Origin of the sequence: Allotamlana fucoidanivorans, from assembly GCF_006265225.1 — a bacterium.
In the GTDB taxonomy this organism is placed as follows: Bacteria; Bacteroidota; Bacteroidia; order Flavobacteriales; family Flavobacteriaceae; genus Allotamlana; species Allotamlana fucoidanivorans.
Map to the genome: position 1 here is coordinate 18,976 of NZ_VDCS01000001.1, position 24,464 is coordinate 43,439.

Genomic DNA, 24,464 nt, shown 5'->3' on the forward strand with positions numbered 1-24,464 from the left:
ATGAAAATTAAGTTCCTTATTGTGTTTGCTATATTATTTCTAAATCATGATAGCTGGGCACAATACGATTTAATACGACCAGAAATGCAAAGAAAAGTTGCCGAGGCCAGCGTAAAACTAAAAGTATTGGATTGTCATTCTTTAGATCCGTTATCATTAAATGCCCTCGTTTTATGGTCGCAAGACAAATCACAATTGGCGGTCATAATGAAAATAAATTTGCTACCAGGCTGGCATATTTATTCATTCGTTCCAAAGACTCAGCCCTATATCCCAACAGAATTACTGTTGGAGTTGCCAAAAGGAATATATAAAATAGGTGATTGGATCAAACCTATGGACGAAGCATATAACGATGGTGTTTACATCTATCATGGAGTACAAACATTCGTTCACTATTTAAAAGTTACAAATAGTAATTATAGTAATGAATTGACCTGTGGGATTTATTACCAGACTTGTGATCTTAATAAGTGCTATCCTCCCAATGAAAAACTTATAAAATTGAAACTTTAAGAGTTCATACTTCTTGGCAAGATCTAATATTAACATTTCCTTAATAAGGGAATTTTAGATAACTAACGTTTTCTATATAAATCATAAAAACTCAACGATGAAAAACTTTCTATTAGTATTTAGTTTAATCTCAATTACATTTGCTAGTGCACAGAACTTAAAGCAGGAATTACCTATAGATTCTAATATTAAAAAAGATGTTCTTCCTAACGGGCTTACCTATTATCTGTACAGTACTGATGTCACCGAGGACGTCGCAAGCTACTACATCATTCAAAACGTAGGTTCAGTATTAGAAAATGACGACCAGCAAGGTCTAGCACATTTCTTGGAGCATATGGCTTTTAATGGAACAGAGCATTTTGAAGGCAAAGGCATTCTCAATACTTTAGAGAAAGAAGGTATCGTTTTTGGTAGAGATATAAATGCCTATACTTCTTTTGATGAAACCGTATATAATATCAATAATATTCCAACTACACCAGAACTCATAGACACTGGTTTGCAGATACTTCATGATTGGTCCAATTATCTTCTGCTTACCGATGAGGAGATCGATGCCGAAAGAGGGGTTATAAAAGAGGAGTGGAGAACGAGACAAAGTGGAGGATTAAGACTTTTTCAGCAAAGTTTAGGTGTGAAATATGGCAATTCAAAATACGCTAAGCGTATGCCAATTGGCCTAATGGACATAGTTGAAAATTTTGAGTATGAAACCCTTAGGAACTTCTATCACGATTGGTACAGAACAGACCTTCAGGCTATAGCCATTGTGGGAGACATAGATATTGATGAAATGGAGCAAAAAGTAATTGCTAAATTCTCTGCAATACCGCCTGTTGAAAATCCCATAGAGCGTTACATTGTCGTGATAGATGACAACGATGAACTGCAATACATTATGGTAAGGGATCCTGAAGTATCTACTGCGAGTGTTAGATTTGGTATCCGCCATGCCGTAAGCAATAATAAAAATACTGTTGCCTATTTGAACGAAAATTTGCATAACTCTATTATCCGCTCGATATTTTCCGAGCGCTTTAGCGAAATAGTGCAACAACCGGACTCTCCATTCATTAATGTATATGCAGGAATGAGAGGACATTCTAGGGCGCACAATGAGTTTCAACTTAATGTTTTCCCAAAGGAAGGGATGCAAAAGGAAGCATTTAAACTGGCAATGGTTGAAATCAATAGAGCAGTAAGACATGGGTTTACAAATTCGGAGATAAATCGTGCAAAAATCAAATTAATTAAATCTTACGAAAACGAAATTGCAAAGCTGGATGATCGGAGACACGCAGAAATTATCCAAGTCATGCAATCGAATTATCTGGACAACGAACCTATTATGGATAAGCAAAAGGAATTTAAGATAATCGAGCAACTCGTAAAAAATATTGATCAAAAGTCATTATTAAATCGCTTAAACGAAATTTATACCGTTAAAAACAGAACATTAATAGTAACTGGTGTTGAAGGTCAAAATAATCTAACTGAAGGACAGGCTAAGAATATCATTTCAACGACTGAAAACGATTCTAGCCTCCAACCATACGAAGAAGATAATAGCTCTAAATCTTTAATGACTGGTATTGCATTAAAAGCTGGTAAAATTACCAAAACAGAAACGCATCCGGGATTAGGATTCACTACATATACACTTATTAATGGTATAAAAGTCCATTATCAATTTGTAGATAAAGACAAAAATACTGTAGATCTTTTAGGTTACAGTGATGGCGGTGAGTCGCTAATTGCTGACGAAGACTTGCCTTCTGCGCAAATGGTTTCAAGTATAGTATCTAGTTCTGGAATCAATGAATTTTCTGCTAACGAACTTTCGAAGGTTTTGGCTGGTAAGACTGCAAGAGTATCGATAAGGATTTCAGATATCATAGAATCTTTTAGTGGTTCATCTACCACAGAGGATGTCGAAACCATGTTGCAATTGTTGAACCTACATTTCACCAAACCCCGATTTGACAAAAAAGCTTTTGATGTAGCCATACAAAATCTCGAAAACAACTTAATAGCTAGAAGTCAAAACTTAAGTTATAAAATGAACGACAGTATTATAACGACTTTGTACGGTTACAATCATCCAAAGAGGCGTTTATTTAATAAAGAATATATAGACGATATAAACTTTGATAAGATTCAAAAACTTTATAAATCTAGATTTGAAAACGCATCAGATTTTGAGTTCATCATTGTTGGTGATGTTTCAGAAGAAATTTTAAAACCACTAATTGAGCAGTATTTAGGCAGTATTCCAACAACACCTGAGAAAGAAAAATGGAAAGATAATACAGTAGAGTGGACTACTGATAATATCGATAAAGATATTTATCTACCTATGGAAGATCCGAAGGCATCAGTGAGAATTGCTTATAAAAATGAAATGCCTTATACTATTAAGGATGAGTTATTAATGGATGCCTTAGGTAGTATCCTGCAATTAAGATATACAGAGTCTTTAAGGGAAGAAGAAGGAGGCACCTATGGAGCAGGTGTAAGAGGTTCTCTATCAAGGGAGCCAAGATCTATAGCCTATCTATCTGTTAGTTTTGATTGCAATCCTGATATGGCTGAAAAACTTACTTCCATTGTACATAATGAAATATTAAAAATTAAAAATGGGAATATAAAGCAAAATGACCTGGATAAAGTACTAGCTAATTTCCTAAAGGAACGTCAAGAGAGTAAAAGCTCTAATAATTATGAAATTTCAGCAATTAGAACATGGGTTAGGGATGGCTATAATAGGAATGCTCCAGAAAATTTTGAAAATATTGTTAATTCGATTACCCAAAAGGATATTCAAGAAATAACCTCAAAATTGTTGGACAACTATAAATCCTATGAGGTCATCTTTAAACCTGAGTTAACTGATCAATAGTTTCCTAAATACATTAAGAGATTTATCTTAAAATAATACGATTTAACAGTAAAGTCTAAGGATAAAATTGTCTCAATTGTACGTTTTGAGACAATCATTAGAATTACTGGATAATTTTATTTACCAACCTATAACAAAACTATTATGATAAAAAGATTTCTTTTTCTTGTAGCCCTGATCTCAGTATTTACAGTTGATGCTCAAATATACGAACCCGTAAAGTGGACAACGTCTGTAGAAAGCATTTCTGAAAATGAATACGAGCTTATTGCGAGGGCTAAAATTGACGGAGGATGGCATCTATATTCTCAGATTGTTCCAGAAAATGGGCCAATCCCTACAACTTTGGCATTTGAAGTTGTCGATGGGTTAGAATTAATAGGAAAAACATCTGAACCTGAGGGGCACACTGTAGATGACCCTGTATTCGGTATGGAAATTAAGTTCTTTGAAAATTCAGCAGAGTTCATACAAAGAATAAAAGTATCTGGAGACATATCAAGAGTATTGGGTTCTGTAGAATTTATGGTTTGTGATGATAAAAGGTGCTTACCGCCAAATGAAATTCAATTGATATTCAATCTTAGAAGTAATGCGACCAATGAGATGGATGTTGTGGAGACAATTGATCCCACTATTAACAACAATGAAATAAACCAAGAATTGTATGGTTTACAACCCGAAAACTTAGCAAAATCTGAAATAGTTTGTGCTGATGAGTTACGAAGTGAATCTACCTCGATAGAGAATTCGGGCAAATCATTATGGAGCATTTTTGCACTAGGATTTTTTGGGGGTCTATTGGCGTTGTTGACTCCTTGCGTATTTCCAATGATTCCTTTAACAGTTAGCTTCTTTACTAAAAAGGGAGGTGAAAGGAATAAGGGTGGAGTTTCTAAGGCATTACTCTATGGGTTTTTCATATTTGCCGTTTATATTTTGTTGAGTGTTCCGTTTCACCTATTAGATTCAGTTAATCCAGATATACTCAACGAAATTTCAACCAATATTTGGCTTAATATAATTTTCTTTGCCATTTTTCTGTTTTTTGCATTTTCCTTTTTCGGATTCTATGAGCTTACATTACCCGCAAGCTGGACCAACAAAACTACAAAAGGAGAAAATGTGGGTGGTATTGTTGGTATCTTTTTTATGGCACTGACATTAGCCATCGTTTCATTTTCATGCACCGGACCAATTTTGGGCTCATTATTGGCAGGTTCTTTAACGGCTGATGGAGGTGCTTGGCAATTAACCGCCGGTATGGCAGGTTTTGGGGTGTCTTTGGGATTACCTTTTGCATTATTTGCAATGTTTCCTAATATGATGAATGCTTTACCAAAATCTGGTGGATGGCTAAACACTACTAAGGTGGTACTTGGATTTTTGGAATTGGCATTAGCTTTTAAATTTTTGTCCAATGCCGACCTAGTTGCCCATTGGGGTATTCTTAAAATCGAACCTTTTTTACTAATCTGGATAGTACTTTTTGGTGGATTAGCTCTTTACTTATTTGGAAAAATAAAATTTCCACATGACTCACCCATTAAAAAACTATCATTCTTTAGAATTTCATTTGCGATATTAGTTTTAGCATTTACAATCTATTTAGCTTCTGGTTTTAGAGTAAATCAAGATACAAATACGTATAGACCATTAACGCTTTTAAGTGGGCTTGCACCACCCGTAGGATATAGCTTCTTTTTACCCAATGACTGCCCTAATAACCTTGAATGTTTCAAGGATTTAAAAACGGGTATTGAATATGCTAAAAAAGTAAATAAGCCTATCATGTTGGACTTTACAGGATATGCCTGTGTTAACTGCCGAAAGATGGAAGAACATGTTTGGCCCATAGCCAATATTGATAAGTTTTTAAGAAACGATTACGTTCTTATTTCTCTGTATGTAGATGATAAAAAGGACTTGCCAAAAGCACAACAAGTAGAAGTTAACAGAGTAAATGGAGGTACTAGGTTATTGGAAAACTATGGCCATAAATGGGCAAATTTTCAAACTCAATTTTTCCAGACAAATTCGCAACCATATTATGTCCTTTTAAATCAGGATGGCACGAAAATTTTGAATGCTCCAATAGGTTATGCTCCAGATCCAATTGAATATGCACAATTCTTAGACTGTGGTCTGGATGTATTTAAAGCATTAAATGAATAGCAACCATTCAGTTATGAAATCTATTGTGAAAAATATTAAAAACGTGTTTCAGAAGAAAATATTAAAATCTTCTGAATTAGAGAATTATTTCGCTCAATTTCGTGATCATATTGTTGGCATAGATGATGAATTCGATTCACCCTATGGCAGAAAAAAAATATTATATGCTGACTGGACGGCAAGCGGTAGGTTGTACAGACCAATTGAAGAAAAAATTCTGAATGAAATTGGACCATTTGTTGCCAACACCCATACAGAAACATCTATTACAGGTTCGGCCATGACTCATGCCTATCATGTGGCAAGAACCATTATTAAAAAACATGTAAATGCCAGTGACGATGATGCATTGTTAACCGTTGGAACAGGAATGACAGGTGCAATCAACAAATTTCAAAGAATTTTGGGTATCAAGCTGAACGAAAATTTCAAAGATCATACCCAAATTCCAGAGGAGAAAAGGCCTATTATTTTTGTTTCTCATATGGAACATCACTCCAATCAAACATCATGGTTGGAAACCATTGCTAAAGTTGTTGTGATACCTTCCAATCAAAGCGGTTTACCATGTTTAACTAGCTTGAAAGAATCGATTGACGAACATCAATCATTCCCAATAAAAATTGCAGCTATCACTGGTTGTTCAAATGTTACGGGTATTAGAACCAATTACCATGATATAGCTAGAATAATGCATCAAAACGGTGGACTTTGTTTTGTGGATTTTGCGTGTTCCGCACCTTATGTTAATATCAATATGCATCCTGAGAATGAAGATGAATATTTAGATGCCATTACCTTTTCTCCTCATAAGTTTTTAGGAGGTCCAGGGTCTTCAGGGGTATTGATTTTTAATAAGAAATTATACAAAAATTTGGTGCCAGATAATCCAGGTGGCGGAACGGTGTCATACACTAATCCTTGGGGAGATCATGATTATATAGACGATATTGAAACTCGTGAAGATGGGGGCACTCCAGGTTTTCTTCAGGCTATAAAGATTTCGCTGGCAATTAGGTTAAAGGAAGAAATGGGTGTTGAAAATATTTTAAAAAGAGAACATGAACTCAACAATTACATTTTTTACAGACTAGAAAAGAACAAACGACTAAAGGTTTTAGCTTCTGAATGTACAAATAGGCTCGGAGTTTTCTCTTTCTTTATTGAAGGCTATCATTATAATCTTATCGTAAAATTGTTAAATGATCGATTTGGCATACAATCTAGAGGTGGCTGTTCTTGTGCAGGCACATACGGTCATTACCTTTTAAATGTAGATCTTGACACATCAAAAGCTATTGAAGAAAAAATATTGGAAGGTTGCCTAATGGAAAGACCGGGATGGATTAGGATGTCCATTCATCCCACAATGACAAATGAAGAAGTCATTTTTATTTGTGATGCCATAGATGAGGTAACGAAAAATATTGAAATATGGGGATTAGATTATAAATATGATCCATTAAAAAATGATTATGTCCATACCGAGAACATATCCCCTGAAAAGGAAATTATAAAAGATTGGTTCAAGCTATAATTACAGAAGGGAAATCATTTAATGATTACAAGAAAAATTGTATTATACAAAACTTTAACAAATCAACTTTTGGCTGAAGAATCCATAACGGCTATAATTCACAGGTATAAAGGGAAAATTTTGGAAATACAAAAAGAATATACCCTTCTGTAATTGTCAGGAAGCAAAGATATCGTTGATGAAATAACTTAATTTATTGCCTCTTATGGTACTATTGGGTATTCCGAGTCTAATGATATAAATTTAAATTAATTTAAGTATGCCAGAAGAAATTGAAAAAGTTACATGTTTAATCATAGGTTCTGGCCCGGCTAGATATACGGCCGCTATCTACGCCGCTCGTGCTAATATGAATCCAGTATTGTATTTTACCACACACTTAGTGATTCACTAGCTAATGACCCTGACTAGTATAATCATCAGCTTTTATATCACCCGATTGATTCATTAGCATATCATGGTCATATTGACAACAGTCGGGTAAATTTTTATAAGCGTCTTCGCTTCCTGCTACTTTTTCGGTATCATACCCTGATGCTGCTATGGCGTTGTGAATAGCCATTTCATTTGTTTCAGTATCATCAAAAGACACCTCAATGATTTTCTTGTTTTTATCCCAATTTGCACGCTCTACACCATCTACACCATGAGCGGCTTTCTCAATGGTTTTTTTACACATACCACAGTTTCCTCTTACCCCAAAGGACAAGCTTATCATTGCTACTTCTGTTGATACAGCTGTATTTGAGGTCTCTACGTCTTTTTTTGTGTTATTTTTACAACTTGTAAACCCTATTGCTACTATTACAGCTACACTTAACATTGCTTTTTTCATGTTCTCAATTTTTAATTATTATTTATTCTATTACTTGTTTTAGTTCTCCGCAGGTTAACATATCATCTCCAAAATAAGGATTGATAACTTTTGCTTCTTTACTCAACCAATAGGCACCTTTATTGTTATCTGCCATAGGACAAAACTCTACATACACTTTTTCATTAATACCAAATAACTGAATAGCACTAATTAAGTGTGCCGATAACGGTTTAAAATGAGTTCTTTGTATTTCTATATTGGATGTGTTTGAAATTAAATCTGTAGAAGATTTGATTTCTTTTTCAAGAGACATCCAATGTGTGTGAGCATCATTTTTCAACAACTTCATATCCACCTGACTTAAATTGACTAAAAGATCTTTGGCACTTTCAGAGGCTTTATTAACATTATCCTGTACCAAAGCATCTTTAATGGCAATATAATTATCATATACTTTTTTTAATTGTTGTTGAAATAGGCTAGGTGTTTCCAATCGGGTATTCTGTTTAGTATAGTCTGTATTATTTAAAGTCTTGTGATCTATACCTAAATGCGCTTCGTGTCCTGACCTCGTTTTTCCGCCTTCCTTATTCATCATCGATTTTTTACCTTGCAATTGTGCCGCAGCATCAACCGTAAACGTTCCGTTAACAACTATTTCATCTCCATGATTTAAACCTTCAATAACTTCATATTGCGCTCCAACTTGTTTTCCAAGTGTTACCTCACGCATTTCAAAAACGGGTGTTTCAGGAGTAAGCTTTACATACACTACAGAGCGTTCTCCTGTCCATAAAACAGAAGAAACTGGGATTGTTAATAATGGCTCTTTACTTTGCCTTTTAACCTCAACAAGCCCCTCTATAAACATACCAGGTTTAAATACTCTAGTGGTGTTATTTAAAACCACACGAATCTTAACCGTTCTGGTTGAAGGGTTCAACGTGGGTTCAATAAAATCGATTTTTTCGTGAAACGGTTTGTTTGGGTAGGTATTTGTTGTAATGCTAATATTCTGCCCTTCTTTTATTAAATCGATTTGATGTTCATACAGGTCAAACAAAGCCCAAACCGTATTTAAGTCTGTAATCTTTAGCAGCGCTTCTCCTTGCTTGACATAATCACCTTGATCTACCAATTTTTCAGAGACTGTTCCTGAAACCGTAGCATATACGGGAACGTTATGTTGTACTTTTCCAGAAGATTCAATTTGATTAATTTGGTCGTCCGAAATATTCCAAAGCTTTAATTTATTGCGAACCGCTATATACAACTCTGGCTGCGATGCTTTAATAGAGGCAGCGGTTATTAATTCCTGCTGTGCCGAAAAAAGTTCTGGCGAATAAATGGTTGCTAACAACTGCCCTTTATTAACCTTTTCCCCAACGGAGCTTATATTTAACCGTTCAATTCTGCCAGAGAAATAACTTGCTTGTACCACATTGGCATCTTCATTCTCAGCGATTTTTCCTGAAAGTTTAATGGTATTCCCTTCAACCATAGCATTTCCAACGATGGAAGTTTGGATATTTGCCAGAGCCATAGCATTCTTTGTCATTTTAAAGGCATCAGCTCCTAACCCATCTGCCCCTACTTCAACTGGTATTAAATCCATACCACAAATAGGACAATCGCCAGCTTCTGGCTGCATAATTTGTGGATGCATAGAACAGGTCCACATTTGATCTGTTTTAACAACTTCATCATGATTCTGAGTTTTGTTTTCAAGAGAAGAATGACCAAAAAATACCCAACCCAGTGCGAGCCCTAAGGCCAATACGCCTATATAAACTAAATATTTTTTCATGTGCTTATTTTTATTGTTCTTAATCTTAACGCGTTGGTTATCACCGAAACCGAACTAAAACTCATGGCCAAAGCAGCTATCATAGGAGATAGTAAAATGCCAAAAAACGGAAATAACACACCTGCTGCTATTGGCACGCCTATGGCGTTGTAAATAAGTGCAAAAAATAGATTTTGCTTAATATTTTTCATGACAGCTTCACTCAAATATTTTGCTTTTACTAGGCCTTGTAAATCGCCCTTTATTAGAGTTATCATGGCACTTTCAATAGCTACATCGGTTCCTGTACCCATGGCGATACCCACATCACTTTTGGCTAAGGCTGGTGCATCATTAATACCATCGCCAGCCATGGCCACCACTTTGCCTTTGGCTTGAAGTTTTTCTACCGCTTTAAGCTTATCTTCAGGTAGCATACCTGCTTTAAAATGGGTAAGATTTAATTCTGAGGCTACTGCTTGTGCGGTGTTATGATTATCGCCTGTTAACATAATCACATCAATCCCTTTACTTTGCAATGCTTTAACAGCTTTAGCACTAGTATCTTTTAGCTTATCACCAATCACCACATAGCCCACAACTTTTTTATCAAGAGCCAAAAAAGACACCGTTTTTCCTTGCTTCTGAAATGTTTTAGCTGCTTCTATTACATTAATGGTCATTTCTACTTGTGCATAACTCATCATTTTAGAATTGCCTAAAGCTACATGGTTATTACTGATTGAAGCTTCAACTCCTTTACCTGTAATAGCTTTGAAGTGAAAAGATTTAAGTATTTTAACATTATGTACTTTACCGTATTTAACGGTAGCTTCTGCTAGCGGATGTTCACTATGAGCATTGAGCGAAACAATGTATTGTAGAATGTCCCTTTCTGTAAAACCGCTATCTAAAACACCTACTTTTTCAACTGTTGGTTTGCCTTCAGTCATGGTTCCTGTTTTATCAACAATAAGTGTATTAACTGTATTCATTTTTTCAAGGGCTTCAGCATTTTTTATTAACACCCCATTTTGAGCCCCCTTACCAACACCTACCATGACAGACATTGGTGTTGCCAAGCCTAAAGCACAGGGACAAGCAATAATTAAAACCGCAATAGCATTAACCAAAGCATACACATATGCGGGTTCGGGGCCCCAAATAGCCCAAAAAATAAAGGTAAGCACTGAAATAGCAACTACAGTGGGTACAAAATACCCTGATACTTTATCAGCTAAATTCTGAATAGGTGCTCTACTTCTACTGGCTTCATTTACCATGTGAATGATTTGCGAAAGCAGTGTATCACTCCCCACTTTTTCTGCTTTTATTAAAAACGACTGGTTGCCATTAATGGTTCCGCTACTTACTTTGTCTCCCATTTTTTTAATGACTGGAATAGGCTCGCCAGTAATCATAGATTCATCAATACTAGATTCGCCTTCAGTTATTGTTCCATCTACAGGGATTTTATCGCCTGGCTTAACTTTAAGAATATCATGTAATGCTATACTATCAATACCAACTTCTACTTCTTCACCATCAACCATTTTAACTGCTTTGTTAGGTGCTAGCTTCAACAATTCCTTAACTGCAGAATTTGTTTTATTATGTGCACGGGCTTCTAGTAATTGACCCAAAAGCACTAATGTTAAAATAACTGTTGTCGCCTCAAAATAGACATGTACCGCACCAGATTCGGTTTTAAATTGTTGTGGAAAAAAATCTGGAAAGACAAGTCCGAACACACTAAAACACCAGGCCACACCTGCGCCAATACCTATAAGCGTAAACATGTTAAGGTGCCAAGTTTTGATACTTCGGTAGGCACGCTCAAAGAACATCCAAGCCGCATAAAAAACAACTGGAATTGATAAAACAAACTGTACCCAATTCCAATATTGTTGTTTCATAATGCTATATAATGAGTTATTAGCAAGCATGTCACTCATGGCAATTAAGAAAACAGGCAATGTAAAGACACTGGCTACCCAAAACTTTTTTAATAACAGTTTATAGGTGCTTTCTTGCCCGTTAGCAGACGAATCTTCGGCAGAAAGGTCTACTTGAAGTGGCACTAAATCCATACCACAAACGGGGCAATCTCCTTGTTTGTCATAGGTTTTATCTCCTTCGCATTGCATAGGGCAATAAAACGTACCTGTGCTTTTTCCTTGAGGTTGTTTTTCCTTTTTAGGTTCTAAATGATGCTGCTGTTCTCCTTGATTGTGTATACTATATCTACCACCATCGTCTTTTAAAGACTTTTGAAACTTTGCTAAAGGTATATGTTGTTTCATTTCAATAGTTGCTTCGGCTTTTTCAAGATTTACCATAGCCTTAGAAACACCCGTAACTTTTAAAAGTGTTTCTTCTACATGATTACGACAACCATTGCAGCTCATGCCGTGTATATGATAGGTGTGTTGCATTATTACTGTTTGGTTAAATAATTAATAACTGTTCTTTGCAAATAGTAGCTTTTAATAGCGTCTATTTGACTTATTTGAAATTTTAATTGTAATTCTTGAATATCTAAAACATCTGTAAAATCAATTGTTCCAGTTTCATAGCTTTTTATTAAAATAGTCTCGGCATCTTTAGCTTGTTTTAAATTATTTACTTGTGTATTGTAGCTAATCCTTGCCGCGTTTGTTTGCTTAATAGCTTCATCAAGTAATGTTTCTAACACATTTAATCGATTCTCTTTTTGTAATAAAACTTCTTGTTGTTTTAATGCGTTCTGTTTGGTTTTTGAGGCGTATTTACTACTAAAAATAGGGATGGATACCGAAACCATAGGCATCAAAATATCTTTTCCATTATCACTAAAATCCATATTAGGCCTTTCATCAACTGCTATGTAATCCAAGCCAAATCCTAACATGGGGTTGCGCTCTTTTTTATTCAATAACTCAGACTGTTCTATTGAATTGTAAAGCCTGTCATACTTTAACAATTCGGGGTGCACCCTTAAATTTTCAGAATCAAATAAAGCGTCGGTTAAAGGTACACTTAGGCTATCAACAACAATAACCTGTTTGTTTTTATCTCTATGTAGCAGCTTATTGAATTTGGTGCGTTCTGCCAAATAATCTTGTTCCATAATTTGTTTTACCTGCTGCAATTCATTTTGGCGCATTTGCAATCGCAAAACAGCTACTGCCGAAGCTTTACCTACTTCAACAGCGGTTAATGCCAAGGTTTCATAGGTTTTAAGTAAGGTTATATTGTCATCTAAAACAGTTTGTTTTTTCTTTAGAGCGTATAAATTGTAATAGGATTGTGAAACAGCAACAACCAATTTTCTTTTCGCAATAACCACATCTTCATATACGGCATCTGATAATGTATTAATGTAGTTTTCTCGTGCTGTGATTTCACCAAATGATGGTAACATTTGCATAGCCGAAATTTTAAAACGTTGCGCTCCTGTTCTTGTTTCGGGTTCACTAACAAAATAACCAACAGCCACTTGAGTATTTGGTATTGTATTGGCTTCATTGATACTTTCCTTAACTGCCTGATGTTTCAACTCAAACGCCTGAATCTCTGGGCTGTTTTTTAAAGCATCCTGTATTAATGCTTCTAATTCTTGTGTGTGACCTGTTAGTGTCAAACATAAAGCACTAAGAATAAAGATCGTTTTTATAAGTGTTTTTAACGTTTTCATATTTACTTCTTTTTAAGTTGTAACTCTTGCTTCCAACTGTATAAAACAGGAACTACAAATAAGGTTATCAACGCAATGAGCATACCTCCAAAACTAGGTATAGCCATAGGAATCATGATATCACTTCCTCTACCTGTTGAGGTTAGTACAGGCAGTAAAGCCAATAGGGTTGTTGCTGTGGTCATTAAACAAGGACGAATACGTTTTGTACCTGCCTCAATTACCGATGCTCTTATTTCTTGTTTTGTTTTAGGTACATTCCTGCTAAAAGTTTGGGTGAGATATGTTGCCATGACTACACCATCATCTGTTGCAATGCCAAAAAGTGCAATAAAGCCTACCCAAACGGCTACGCTTAAATTGACAGGATGCATTTGGAATACCTCACGAAGGTTTTCACCAAAGACATTAATATTTAAAAACCATGTTTGACCATATAACCAAATCATTATAAATCCGCCAGCAAACGCTACAGCTATACCTGTAAATACCATTAATGAGGTTCCAATGGAACGGAACTGAAAATACAGAATTAAGAATATAATGAGTAATGCCAAAGGCACCACGACCGAAAGTGTTTTTTCAGCTCTGATCTGGTTTTCGTAAGTTCCTGTAAATTGATAACTAACACCTTTTGGCACCACTAATTCACCTGAATCTATCTTGGACTGAATAACGTTCTGTGCCTGTTCAACAACTGTAATTTCGGCAAAACCATCTTGCTTATCAAAAAGCACATAACCAATAAGGAATGTGTCTTCACTTTTTATCACTTGAGCACCTTGTTCATATCTTATCTCAACCAATTCTCCTAAAGGAATAGGATTGCCTTGTTCCACTGGAACGTAAATATGTTTTAAATCGGTAGGATTTGCCCGTAACTCTCTAGGGTAACGAACACGAACCCCATAACGCTCCCTACCTTCAACCGTTTGGGTTAATACCATGCCTCCAACAGCCACATTTAATACATCTTGCACATCTTGAATTGATATACCATAGCGCGCTATTTTATCTCTGTCAATGTCAATTAAAAGATAGGGTTTCCCAACAATGCGGTCTGCAAAAACAGCTTCGGTTTTAACACCTTCAACTTTTTTTAAAATATTTTCTAATTCAAATCCGAAAGCCTCAATCTGCTTTAAATCTTGTCCTTTTACCTTAATACCCATGGGAGCCCGCATCCCAGTTTGTAACATAACTAATCGGGTTTCTATAGGTTGTAGTTTTGGGGCAGAAGTAACACCCGGTAGTTTTGTAACCCTCACAATATCCTGCCAAATATCATCAGGTGATTTAATTTCTGGCCTCCAATTGCGATAAAACTCGCCTTTATTATCTGGAATAAGTTGTTCCTTTAAATTAAGAGATTGCCACGCTTCGCGTTGTTCTGCTCGCAATACCATGCCGTTTTTTAGCACATATTCACCTTTATCATTTACTTTATAGCGTTGGCGTTCTCCATGAGCATTCAGCATATATTCTGGTTTATACTGAATCATGTTTTCATACATAGAAAGTGGTGCAGGATCTAATGAAGATGTTACACGACCTGCTTTTCCAACAACAGTTTCAATTTCAGGAATACTAGCTACGGCCATATCTAACTGCCGTAAAACACGTTTGTTTTCTTCAACCCCTGCATGTGGTAAAGAGGTTGGCATGAGTAGAAAAGAGCCTTCATTTAGGGAAGGCATAAACTCTTTGCCTGTACGCTTCATAATTAAAAACCCACAAATAATAAGCCCCGCTGGAATGGATAGAAATAGTATTTTGTTTGCTAATGCCCAATTTAAAATTTGGGTGTAATAGGTTCTAAATATGGTGAAAAGTGCTAATAGACCAAAACAAATGAAACCAACAAAAACAAGGTTCCAAAAAATGCTTTTATCAACTCCCAGAGGCCTCCAATATGTTGCCAGTAGAAATACAATAGACACAGCAGAAATAGTAACATTTGTAAGGTTAGCTTGCTTATCATTAAGTCTATGCTGAAGTTTTAAAACGGCGGTTATTCCAAAAGCAATAAGGACAAGCCCAAGCCAATACCCATAAATGATAGCAACAATACCCAAAAGTATCAAAAGCCCATTGAGAACGTAGCTAAAATGTTTTTTTAAATTTTTCTTCTTAAAAATATACGCTGCAAAAGGAGGTATTAAAAAAAGCGCAACAATAATAGACGCAGTTAATGCGAAGGTTTTTGTATAAGCTAAAGGCCTAAATAATTTACCTTCTGCTCCTATCATAGTAAATACGGGAATGAAACTTATGATGGTGGTTAAAACAGCCGTAAGAATAGCTCCCGAAACTTCAGACGTTGCCTTATAAACTGTTTGATTGGTTGTTGGTTGCTGGTGGTTGCTAGTTACCGATTGTTGTTCTGCCTCATCAAGATGCCGTATAATATTTTCAGACAGGATTACACCAACATCTACCATAGTTCCAATAGCAATAGCAATACCTGAAAGTGCTACAATATTGGCATCAACACCAAACCATTTCATGGCCATAAAAACCATTAATACCGCCACAGGAAGCAACCCTGAAATAAGCACAGAAGCCCGTAAATTAAAGACCATTACGATAATAACCAAAATGGTTATAAGTATTTCTAAAGTTAATGCTTCATTAAGTGTCCCCAATGTTTCCTTAATGAGTTCTGTTCTGTCATAAAACGGTACAATAGTGAGTTGCGAGGTTCTGCCATCTACTAATACCTTTGATGGTAATCCTGAACTTAATTCACTGATTTTAGATTTAACATTGTTTATTACCTCTAAAGGGTTTGCTCCATAACGAGACACCACAACGCCCCCAACTACTTCTGCGCCTTCTTTATCTAGAATACCTCGTCGCTCTTTAGGGGCAAGTGAAACCTTTGCAATATCTTTTATTCTGATAGCTGTAAAATCTTCAGACGATACAACCGTATTTTCTATATCAGAAACAGATTGAATGTAACCCAACCCTCTTACTAAGTATTCGGCTCTGTTTATTTCTATAGTTTGTGCACCTATATCTTTATTACTTGCCTTAACAGCTTTAACAATTTGGTTAAGCCCAATGTTATATTGCCGCATTAATTCAGGGTTAACATCAATTTGATATTCCTGAACATGCCCTCCAATGGAAGCCACCTCTGAAACGCCACTAGCAGAAGATAAGGCATATTTAACGTAATAATCCTGTATACTTCTCAACTCATGTAAATCCCATCCTCCAGTAACATGTCCTTCTTCATCACGCCCTTCTATGGTATACCAAAAAATCTGTCCTAAACCTGTGGCATCTGGCCCCAAAGTTGGGTTAACCTCATCTGGCAACAAATCATTGGGTAAAGCATTTAATTTCTCAAGGATCCGACTTCTGCTCCAATAAAAATCTACATCTTCTTCAAAAATGATATAAATGCTTGAAAAGCCAAACATAGAAGAACTACGAATGGTTTTTACACCTGAAATTCCTAGCAAGGATGTTGTTAGCGGATACGTGATTTGGTCTTCAATATCTTGTGGTGAACGCCCCTCCCATGTGGTAAATACAATTTGTTGGTTTTCACCTATATCTGGAATGGCATCAACAGCCACCGGATTACTTGGCAAAAAGCCTGTATTCCAATTAAAAGGAGCGGTTACTATACCCCAACCAACAAATAATACAAGTAACAAAACTGCTACAAGTTTATTTTCTATTAAAAATTTGATGCTTTTATTGAGCATGATTTTTTGATAATTAAACAATTAGACATTGATGCGAGAAAACATCAGATACAATGCATTACCCATACAGCATAAAGCCATAGGATAACATAGCCTATTGTTTAAAAATCAAATTAAATATGTTTCATCAAGCTTGTAGATGGGCCTGACAACAAGAGGAGGTCTATACGTTCTGAAAGCATTTATACCCTCATCACAACCTTCAAAAAGGTTAAAGTAAGTATATACAAATGAAACAATGAATTGTTGGTGTTCAAGTGTGAGATAATCAATAGATAGTTGCAATTCATCTTGACCTTCTACAACAATCTGTTTATCACTACAACAACTTTTTTTTGTAATAGAACAGCTATTTGTTGAAGGAGTTTCCATGTCCATCCCACAACCTTTTGTCTTTTTAAGAATAGCTGTTTCTACCAATGTGTCTCCACAAAAATGCATATCAATAGTAAATGACAGTGTAGAAAACAATACTACAAAAGCCATAGATAAAGCCATTATTTTATGAAAAATCTGTTTCATTGTAAATACAAAAGTATAAAAAAATCATCAATACTAAGCAGTTACATCTCTTAAGGAAAGATAACAAACCTTATTAACAACCAAAATTTATCTAAATTAAGAACTATTACTGAAATTATCTTAAAGCAGTAAGCACGTTATTTTTAAACCTTTTTAATCACATTTGTTACAATGCCCCAAATAACAAAATTATTATCTTCAGTTACTCTAATAATAGGATAATTAGGATTTTCTGGTTTTAACCAAATACCATCAACATCAACACGTAAGCGTTTTACGGTAAATTCACCATCTAAAAAACAAACGGCTATTTTATTGTTAGCGGGCTCTAAACTTCTATCAATAACCAACAAATCATTATCATCTAGCCCTGCTCCTATCATAGATTGGCCACTTACTTTTGCATAAAATGTACTCTGCTTATTTTTAACCAATTCCTTGTCTAAGGACAAGTAGTGCTGATTTGAAAAATCTTCAGTAGGTGATGGATATCCTGCCGAAATACCCGCATCAAAAAACAATGCGCCTGAATCTTGGGTTTCTTCAGGATTAAATAAGGTTAAGCCATTTATCTTTTTAAGTTTCATTTTCTCTATTTTAATACAATCCGTTTTCTAAATCTTTGATTAATTTTAATTCAACATTTAAGTCTTGAAGCATACGCATTATGCTGCTTAATTTTAATTCATCTTTACTATACTCTTGGGTATTAATACAACAGGTAAACTCCCATAATTCAATAACATCTTCAACCTTTACATTATAAGGTTTATAGGATTTATTATCAGAATGCAACTCTAAACTTCCTTTTTCTTTAATTTTATCATAAACCCGCTTATATACTAAACCATCTTCTTTAGTAAGTACAATATAGGTGCGCCCGTTTTTAATATCTGTAATCGCATCAATAAATCGAGCTACAATAAAAGAACCATCTTTTACAGGTAGCATAGAATCACCGCTTATTGGAAACGCTCTGTGGGTTCCGGTTGGTAAAAAGGGTAACTTTATTTTTTGTAATTGTTCAATATATTCAGGATCTGCATACCCGTGAAGATAGCCTGCCGAGGCTTTAGCAGGAATAATCTCAATCAAATCTTCATCGGTTTCATTTACAGTTATAGGAAATAGCACCCGTTTATTACCTACTTCAATAAATGAAGTATCTGTGGCAGCACGCAAATCATTTTTCACCAAAATATCTATAGGAATATCAAAGTAATTTGACAATTCAATTAATCGATCAATAGGAGGCTCTGAACGCCCTTCTTCATACGAACCAACCATAGAGCGCGTCCACTTTAATTCCTCTGCAAAACGCTCTTGAGAAAACTTTTTTAACACACGCAAATGCTTAATATTGGTTTGAATATACTTCATCATATATAAAATAAAACCTGTTCGTTTTTAACAGTATTTGCTACAAATATAAGCAACAAAAACTACAATTAGTAGCTAATTTTGTTAATCCTAATTTATGTATATCAATTGTCACACATATTACAGCTTACGCTATGGTACTATTAAGCCAGAAGACTTGCTTATGGCTGCTTCAAGACACGGACTTAACACATTAGCAATGACCGACATAAATACCACATCTGCCTGTTTAGATGTTGTGCGTTTATCAAAAAACTATAATATTAAACCTGTTTTAGGGGTTGATTTTAGAAACGGTGCTCAGCAACAATTTATCATGCTAGCCAAGAACAACAATGGCTTTCATAATATCAATGTATATTTATCAAACCATCTTCACCATGCTAGCTCAAACATACCAAACCAAGCACCACTCCTTGAAGATACTTTTGTTATTTATCCCTTTCAAAAAGGAAAAAATTTCAATTTAAAAGCAAACGAATTTTTAGGGGTTAAACCAACCGATATTAATATGCTTAAGTTTTCAACGTGGTACAGGCTACAACATAAACTTGTAGTCTTACAAACCGTGTCATTTCAAAACAAAAAAGGGTTTAACACCCACCGTTTACTACGTGCTATTGACAATAACACCTTGTTAAGCAAGCTTTCTAAAACAGAAGAAGGCAGTATAAATGACATGATGCTACCCTATGATGAACTTTGTAACATTTATCAAGAATTTCCAAGACTCATTAACAACACGCAACTCCTACTAAACCAATGTAATATTGATTTTGATTTTTCACAACAAACACCAAACAATCAAAAATCATATACCGAAAACGAAACAACCGATTACAAATTACTAGAAACATTGACTTACAAGGGTTTGGCATACCGCTATGAAAACCCTGACACAACCATCTATAACCGCATAAAGAAAGAATTAAACATCATCAAAAAAAAGGGTTTTGTTTCCTATTTTTTAATCAACTGGTGCATTTTAAAATACGCGCGCAGCAAAGGCTATTTTTATGTTGGGCGCGGTAGTGGTGCAAACAGTATTGTTGCTTACTTGTTGCGCATTACTGATGTAGACCCTATAGAGCTTGATTTGTATTTTGAACGTTTCATTAACTTATTTCGGCAAAACCCACCTGATTTTGATATTGATTTTTCGTGGACAGACCGTGATGACATTACCAATTTTATCTTTAAAACATTTAAAAACGTTGCCCTTTTAGCTGTTTACAATACCTTTAAATTTAAAGCTTCTGTACGTGAATTAGGCAAAGTATTTGGCTTACCAAAAGCTGAAATGGATTTACTTACTAGAGGACGCTACAATAAGAATGACTTAGACAAGTTATCGCGCCTTGTTCTCACCTATAGTGAACACATACAAGGATTTCCAAATTATTTAAGCATTCATGCTAGCGGCATCATCATTTCAGAAAAACCTATTCATTATTACACCGCTACGTTTTTACCTCCAAAAGGCTACGCTACCACACAGTTTGACATGGTTGTTGCTGAAGATATTGGGCTATATAAATTTGATATTTTAAGTCAGCGTGGATTAGGAAAAATTAAAGATACTGTTGAGATTGTAAAATACAACCACCCTAACAAACCGCCTATTGATATTCACGATATAAAAAGATTTAAGACAGATGAAAACATTAAACATTTACTAAGAAACGCAAAAGCCATTGGTTGCTTTTATGTAGAATCTCCTGCCATGCGCATGCTATTAAAAAAGCTACAAGTTGACACCTATTTAGGCTTAGTAGCTGCCAGTTCTATTATTAGGCCTGGTGTTGCTAAGTCTGGAATGATGCGTGAATATATTTTGCGCTACCGCTACCCTAAACGCATAGAAAAAGCACATCCCGTATTGTTAAAAATTATGCCTGAAACTTTTGGCGTTATGGTATATCAAGAAGATGTGATTAAAGTGGCTCACCTATTTGGAGGATTAACCTTAGGAGAAGCCGACAAACTGCGACGAGGCATGTCTGGTAAATTTCGTTCACGTGATGAGTTTATAGCTGTAAAACAGCTGTTTTTTACCAACTGCAGAAAAAAAGGAGAACCTGAAACATTAATACACGATGTTTGGAATCAAATAGAAAGTTTTGCGGGTTATGCCTTTGCAAAGGGGCACTCGGCATCCTATGCGGTTGAAAGCTACCAAAGCTTGTTTTTAAAAGCTTATTATCCATTAGAATATATGGTAGCTACTATCAATAATTTTGGTGGATTTTACAGAACTGAACTCTATGTTCATGAAGCTAGAATGCACGGTGGCAATATTGAACCGCCCTGTGTAAACCACAGCTTTTCTGAAACCATTATTAAACAGCAAACCATTTACTTAGGCCTCATGTTTTTACAGGCTTTTGAGTCTAACACCATAAAAAAAATCATTTTTGAGCGGCAACAAAATGGCCTTTATACAAGTTTAGACGATTTTATTAATCGCGTTCCTATTTCTATAGAGCAAATAAGCATTCTTATAAAAATCAATGCTTTTCGTTTTACACATGTTAACAAACGTGAGCTACTTTGGGAAGCACATCTTAAAATAAGTAAAACCACCATAAAGCATCCTGTTGCTACCTTATTTAAAACTGAAAAAATAAGCTATAAAACACCCCAACTTACCAGTTCTGCTTTAGAAAATGCTTTTGATGAAATAGAACTATTAGGCTTCCCGTTGTGCAATCCGTTTCTCCTGTTAGAAACGCCATCATCAAATACTTTACGAGCCAAAAATCTTATTAAATTTCAAAATAAAACCATAACTATTGAATGCTATTTGGTAGCTACAAAAAACACCAAAACATCTCATAATAAAACCATGCAATTTGGCACATTTCTAGACTATGATGGTGATTTTATTGATACTGTTCACTTTCCGCCTGTAGCAAAAAAATATCCTTTTAGAGGTAGAGGCATTTATACAGTTACAGGTAGAGTTTTAGTAGAGTTTGATTGTGTAAACATTGAGGTGTCACGCATGGAGCACGCCGCTATTATTGAAGACCCTAGATATGCAGTAAATTCATCAAATACAACATTTCAAAACAAAAAGAGCTTTAAGGACCATAAAACCAATCGTCTCTCACCAATGGTTTCTAAAAACACACAACATACTTAAACCTTGTAATTACCTATGCATAATAACCGCGCTATAGTACACATGGATTTAGACACTTTTTTTGTGTCTTGTGAACGCTTATTAGATAGTCGTCTTAACGGCAAACCTGTACTTATTGGTGGCACTTCCGATAGAGGTGTAGTAGCATCTTGCAGTTATGAAGCCAGACAGTTTGGCATTCATTCTGCTATGCCCATGCGTATGGCTAAAATGCTGTGTCCTGAAGCCATTGTGCTTCGTGGAAACTCTGGTATTTATACCAAATTTTCAAAAAATGTAACTGATGTTATAAAAGAAACAGTTCCTTTATATGAAAAAACATCCATTGATGAATTTTATATAGATCTTACCGGAATGGATAAATTTTTTGGGTGCCATAAACTAGCTTCTGAATTAAGACAACGTATTATAAATGAAACTGGCTTACCCATTTCATTTGGCTTATCAATTAACAAAACCGTTTCTAAAATTGCTACTGGAGAAGCTAAACCCAACAACCAAATACAAATTTACAAAGGCCATGAAAAGCCGTTTTTAGCCCCCTTATCTGTAAAAAAAATCCCTATGGTTGGCAATGTAACATATAAAGCTTTATGCGATTTGGGCGTAAAACGCATTAAAACTGTACAAGATATGCCCATGGAACTTATGCACAGAGTATTAGGAAAAAATGGCTTAAGTATTTGGAAAAAAGCCAATGGTATAGATAACAGCCCTGTAATACAATATCATGAGCGTAAATCTATTTCAACAGAACGCACTTTTAACAAAGACACTACAGATGTTTATAAACTAAGAGGTATTATTATTGCTATGACCGAAAATCTGGCTTATCAATTACGTCGCGGCAATAAGTTAACAGCCTGCATTACCTTTAAAATAAGATATTCTGATTTTCAAACCTATACACAGCAACAACGTATTCCGTATAGCGCTATGGACCACTCTATTATTCCTGTGGTTTTAGATCTGTTCAAGAAATTATACCACAGACGCTTACTTGTACGGTTAATTGGCGTAAAGTTTAGTCATTTGGTAGAAGGTGGTCATCAAATTAATTTATTTGAAGACAATGAAAAACACTTACACCTTAGTCAAGCTATTGATAAAATGCGAGAACGGTATGGAGACAGAGCGGTTATTAATGCCGCTGGTATGGAAGCGAAAAGTATTAGCAGATGGAACCCCTTTACAGGAGAACCTCCACCTCTATTAGCTAATAGACGGAGGTAAAACAATTACTTTTTCTACATTTACAATATGAAAGAAAACATGATTATTACCGAGAAACAGCGCCCTCTATGGCAAAGGGTAATTGCCGCTTTGTTCTTCACCGCAGCCATTGCCCTACTTATATACACATTTTATAACGCTAATTTTAGTGATAAAAACCTAATTAATATTGGGCACAACTTAAAATCGGTAATTTATGTCATGGGGATTGGAATTGGTTTTTCCTTTCACAAAAGTATTTACATTGATTTAGATACATCAAAATTTAGATCAACCGTTGAAATTGGTCCCATAAAACTAGGTCAATGGAAAGTCATTAATAATTATGAATATGTATCCGTATTTCACCAACCATTAAGTGATGGTGACAAAATATATGAAGTCAACTTATGGTACAATAAAAACCAACATTGGGAACTTTATGAAAAATACGATTACAATGAAGCCCTTGTAATAGCATTTGAATTATCAGAACGTTTAAACATTGATTTGTTAGATGCCACAACCCCAAACAATTACAAATGGGTTAACAAAACAGCCACTAAAAACAACAAAACATTAGTCTACTTAGACTAGTCTATACTAAAACAACTTTCCTTTTTCAACAATAGAATAGCCCATACGCTTGTAACTCACTCTGGTTCCGTTAGCACAAAAAACATAAGAGCCTTTTGTTCTGTCTTCAGTCACCGCTAATAAAATCACATCATCAACATCACATTTATAATCTTTAGCAACCCGTTTTTTAATATGCTTTATAGTGGCTCGTCCTCGCTTTAATTGCTTTTGAAGGTTATTGTCTAGTGCAGGCTCTACAAAATCAGCTTCCAAGGAACAGGTTTTACCCGTTTTCACCTCGGTTTCTGCAAGAGCAGCCTTTACATTACTTTGTTCGGGTGCTTTTAAATCAATATATTCCCAAGTATAATCGGCCTTTAATAAAATACGCCGACCATCTTCAAGCGTTGCAATATGATTGTCTTGAGCAAAACAAAAACAAGACACAAAACATAAGATTAAAAATACAGGTGTTTTCATAGCCAAAATTTATAG

16 protein-coding genes and 1 pseudogene are annotated in these 24,464 nt (G+C 35.3%); 8 read left to right on the forward strand and 9 right to left on the reverse strand.

Translation table 11 applies throughout. From position 1 onward, the window contains the following. The 5 genes and pseudogenes from FGF67_RS00075 to FGF67_RS00095 all read left to right on the forward strand — a co-directional run. Nucleotides 1-516, forward strand: a complete 516-nt coding sequence (locus tag FGF67_RS00075) for a protein-disulfide reductase DsbD domain-containing protein (RefSeq protein WP_139694424.1) — start codon at nt 1-3, stop codon at nt 514-516. 97 nt (nt 517-613) lie between these two features. Then, nucleotides 614-3,418, forward strand: coding sequence for a M16 family metallopeptidase (locus FGF67_RS00080; RefSeq protein WP_139694425.1), 2,805 nt, complete (start codon nt 614-616; stop codon nt 3,416-3,418). A gap of 144 nt (nt 3,419-3,562) precedes the next feature. Further along, nucleotides 3,563-5,593 (forward strand): protein-disulfide reductase DsbD family protein, encoded by a 2,031-nt coding sequence (locus FGF67_RS00085; RefSeq protein WP_139694426.1) that lies wholly within the window; start codon nt 3,563-3,565, stop codon nt 5,591-5,593. A 13-nt stretch (nt 5,594-5,606) separates the two neighbouring features. After that, the gene (locus tag FGF67_RS00090) at nt 5,607-7,130 is read left to right on the forward strand and encodes an aminotransferase class V-fold PLP-dependent enzyme (RefSeq protein ID WP_139694427.1); all 1,524 of its coding nucleotides are present in this window, start codon (nt 5,607-5,609) and stop codon (nt 7,128-7,130) included. A gap of 259 nt (nt 7,131-7,389) precedes the next feature. Next, nucleotides 7,390-7,497 (forward strand): annotated as a pseudogene (locus FGF67_RS00095) (thioredoxin-disulfide reductase); the annotation flags it as partial. 27 nt (nt 7,498-7,524) lie between these two features. Here FGF67_RS00095 and FGF67_RS00100 read toward each other — a convergent pair. The 8 genes from FGF67_RS00100 to FGF67_RS00135 form a co-directional block, all read right to left on the reverse strand. Beyond that, the gene (locus FGF67_RS00100) at nt 7,525-7,965 is read right to left on the reverse strand and encodes a heavy-metal-associated domain-containing protein (RefSeq protein ID WP_139694428.1); all 441 of its coding nucleotides are present in this window, start codon (nt 7,963-7,965) and stop codon (nt 7,525-7,527) included. Nucleotides 7,966-7,987: 22 nt separating this feature from the next. After that, complete coding sequence (locus tag FGF67_RS00105; RefSeq protein ID WP_139694429.1) at nt 7,988-9,754, reverse strand: efflux RND transporter periplasmic adaptor subunit; 1,767 nt, start codon at nt 9,752-9,754, stop codon at nt 7,988-7,990. Continuing rightward, on the reverse strand, nt 9,751-12,168 hold the full coding sequence (locus tag FGF67_RS00110; RefSeq protein WP_139694430.1) for a heavy metal translocating P-type ATPase: 2,418 nt from the start codon (nt 12,166-12,168) through the stop codon (nt 9,751-9,753). The genes FGF67_RS00105 and FGF67_RS00110 overlap by 4 nt, the downstream gene beginning before the upstream one ends. Nucleotides 12,169-12,170: 2 nt before the next feature. Continuing rightward, nucleotides 12,171-13,409, reverse strand: coding sequence for a TolC family protein (locus FGF67_RS00115; RefSeq protein WP_139694431.1), 1,239 nt, complete (start codon nt 13,407-13,409; stop codon nt 12,171-12,173). A gap of 2 nt (nt 13,410-13,411) precedes the next feature. Beyond that, complete coding sequence (locus FGF67_RS00120; protein WP_139694432.1) at nt 13,412-17,131, reverse strand: efflux RND transporter permease subunit; 3,720 nt, start codon at nt 17,129-17,131, stop codon at nt 13,412-13,414. Nucleotides 17,132-17,239: 108 nt separating this feature from the next. After that, the gene (locus FGF67_RS00125) at nt 17,240-17,653 is read right to left on the reverse strand and encodes an HYC_CC_PP family protein (RefSeq protein ID WP_139694433.1); all 414 of its coding nucleotides are present in this window, start codon (nt 17,651-17,653) and stop codon (nt 17,240-17,242) included. Between the two features lie 143 nt (nt 17,654-17,796). Beyond that, nucleotides 17,797-18,240, reverse strand: a complete 444-nt coding sequence (locus FGF67_RS00130) for a LexA family protein (protein ID WP_139694434.1) — start codon at nt 18,238-18,240, stop codon at nt 17,797-17,799. Nucleotides 18,241-18,250: 10 nt separating this feature from the next. Further along, entirely contained in the window at nt 18,251-19,033 is a 783-nt protein-coding gene (locus FGF67_RS00135; protein WP_139694720.1) for an XRE family transcriptional regulator, read from the reverse strand. 97 nt (nt 19,034-19,130) lie between these two features. On the opposite strand from FGF67_RS00135, the gene FGF67_RS00140 reads away from it, so the two are divergent. The 3 genes from FGF67_RS00140 to FGF67_RS00150 are packed head-to-tail and all read left to right on the forward strand — an operon-like array spanning nt 19,131 to nt 23,987. Then, nucleotides 19,131-22,178, forward strand: coding sequence for a DNA polymerase III subunit alpha (locus tag FGF67_RS00140; RefSeq protein WP_139694435.1), 3,048 nt, complete (start codon nt 19,131-19,133; stop codon nt 22,176-22,178). A gap of 15 nt (nt 22,179-22,193) precedes the next feature. Further along, nucleotides 22,194-23,411: a DNA polymerase IV gene (gene dinB / locus FGF67_RS00145; protein WP_139694436.1), complete on the forward strand. Its 1,218-nt coding sequence runs from the start codon at nt 22,194-22,196 to the stop codon at nt 23,409-23,411. 27 nt (nt 23,412-23,438) lie between these two features. Continuing rightward, nucleotides 23,439-23,987 (forward strand): hypothetical protein, encoded by a 549-nt coding sequence (locus tag FGF67_RS00150; protein ID WP_139694437.1) that lies wholly within the window; start codon nt 23,439-23,441, stop codon nt 23,985-23,987. A gap of 6 nt (nt 23,988-23,993) precedes the next feature. Here FGF67_RS00150 and FGF67_RS00155 read toward each other — a convergent pair whose 3' ends face one another. After that, nucleotides 23,994-24,449, reverse strand: a complete 456-nt coding sequence (locus FGF67_RS00155) for a DUF3157 family protein (RefSeq protein WP_139694438.1) — start codon at nt 24,447-24,449, stop codon at nt 23,994-23,996. Nucleotides 24,450-24,464: the final 15 nt, after the last annotated feature.

Bases quoted from the DNA above. Each gene is read 5' to 3' on its own strand.
- FGF67_RS00120 (WP_139694432.1), bottom strand. From the start codon at position 17,131: ATGCTCAATAAAAGCATCAAATTTTTAATAGAAAATAAACTTGTAGCA.
- FGF67_RS00155 (WP_139694438.1), bottom strand. From the start codon at position 24,449: ATGAAAACACCTGTATTTTTAATCTTATGTTTTGTGTCTTGTTTTTGT.
- FGF67_RS00080 (WP_139694425.1), top strand. From the start codon at position 614: ATGAAAAACTTTCTATTAGTATTTAGTTTAATCTCAATTACATTTGCT.
- FGF67_RS00075 (WP_139694424.1), top strand. From the start codon at position 1: ATGAAAATTAAGTTCCTTATTGTGTTTGCTATATTATTTCTAAATCAT.
- FGF67_RS00105 (WP_139694429.1), bottom strand. From the start codon at position 9,754: ATGAAAAAATATTTAGTTTATATAGGCGTATTGGCCTTAGGGCTCGCA.
- FGF67_RS00110 (WP_139694430.1), bottom strand. From the start codon at position 12,168: ATGCAACACACCTATCATATACACGGCATGAGCTGCAATGGTTGTCGT.
- FGF67_RS00100 (WP_139694428.1), bottom strand. From the start codon at position 7,965: ATGAAAAAAGCAATGTTAAGTGTAGCTGTAATAGTAGCAATAGGGTTT.
- dinB (WP_139694436.1), top strand. From the start codon at position 22,194: ATGCATAATAACCGCGCTATAGTACACATGGATTTAGACACTTTTTTT.
- FGF67_RS00150 (WP_139694437.1), top strand. From the start codon at position 23,439: ATGAAAGAAAACATGATTATTACCGAGAAACAGCGCCCTCTATGGCAA.
- FGF67_RS00115 (WP_139694431.1), bottom strand. From the start codon at position 13,409: ATGAAAACGTTAAAAACACTTATAAAAACGATCTTTATTCTTAGTGCT.
- FGF67_RS00135 (WP_139694720.1), bottom strand. From the start codon at position 19,033: ATGAAGTATATTCAAACCAATATTAAGCATTTGCGTGTGTTAAAAAAG.
- FGF67_RS00125 (WP_139694433.1), bottom strand. From the start codon at position 17,653: ATGAAACAGATTTTTCATAAAATAATGGCTTTATCTATGGCTTTTGTA.
- FGF67_RS00090 (WP_139694427.1), top strand. From the start codon at position 5,607: ATGAAATCTATTGTGAAAAATATTAAAAACGTGTTTCAGAAGAAAATA.
- FGF67_RS00130 (WP_139694434.1), bottom strand. From the start codon at position 18,240: ATGAAACTTAAAAAGATAAATGGCTTAACCTTATTTAATCCTGAAGAA.
- FGF67_RS00140 (WP_139694435.1), top strand. From the start codon at position 19,131: ATGTATATCAATTGTCACACATATTACAGCTTACGCTATGGTACTATT.
- FGF67_RS00085 (WP_139694426.1), top strand. From the start codon at position 3,563: ATGATAAAAAGATTTCTTTTTCTTGTAGCCCTGATCTCAGTATTTACA.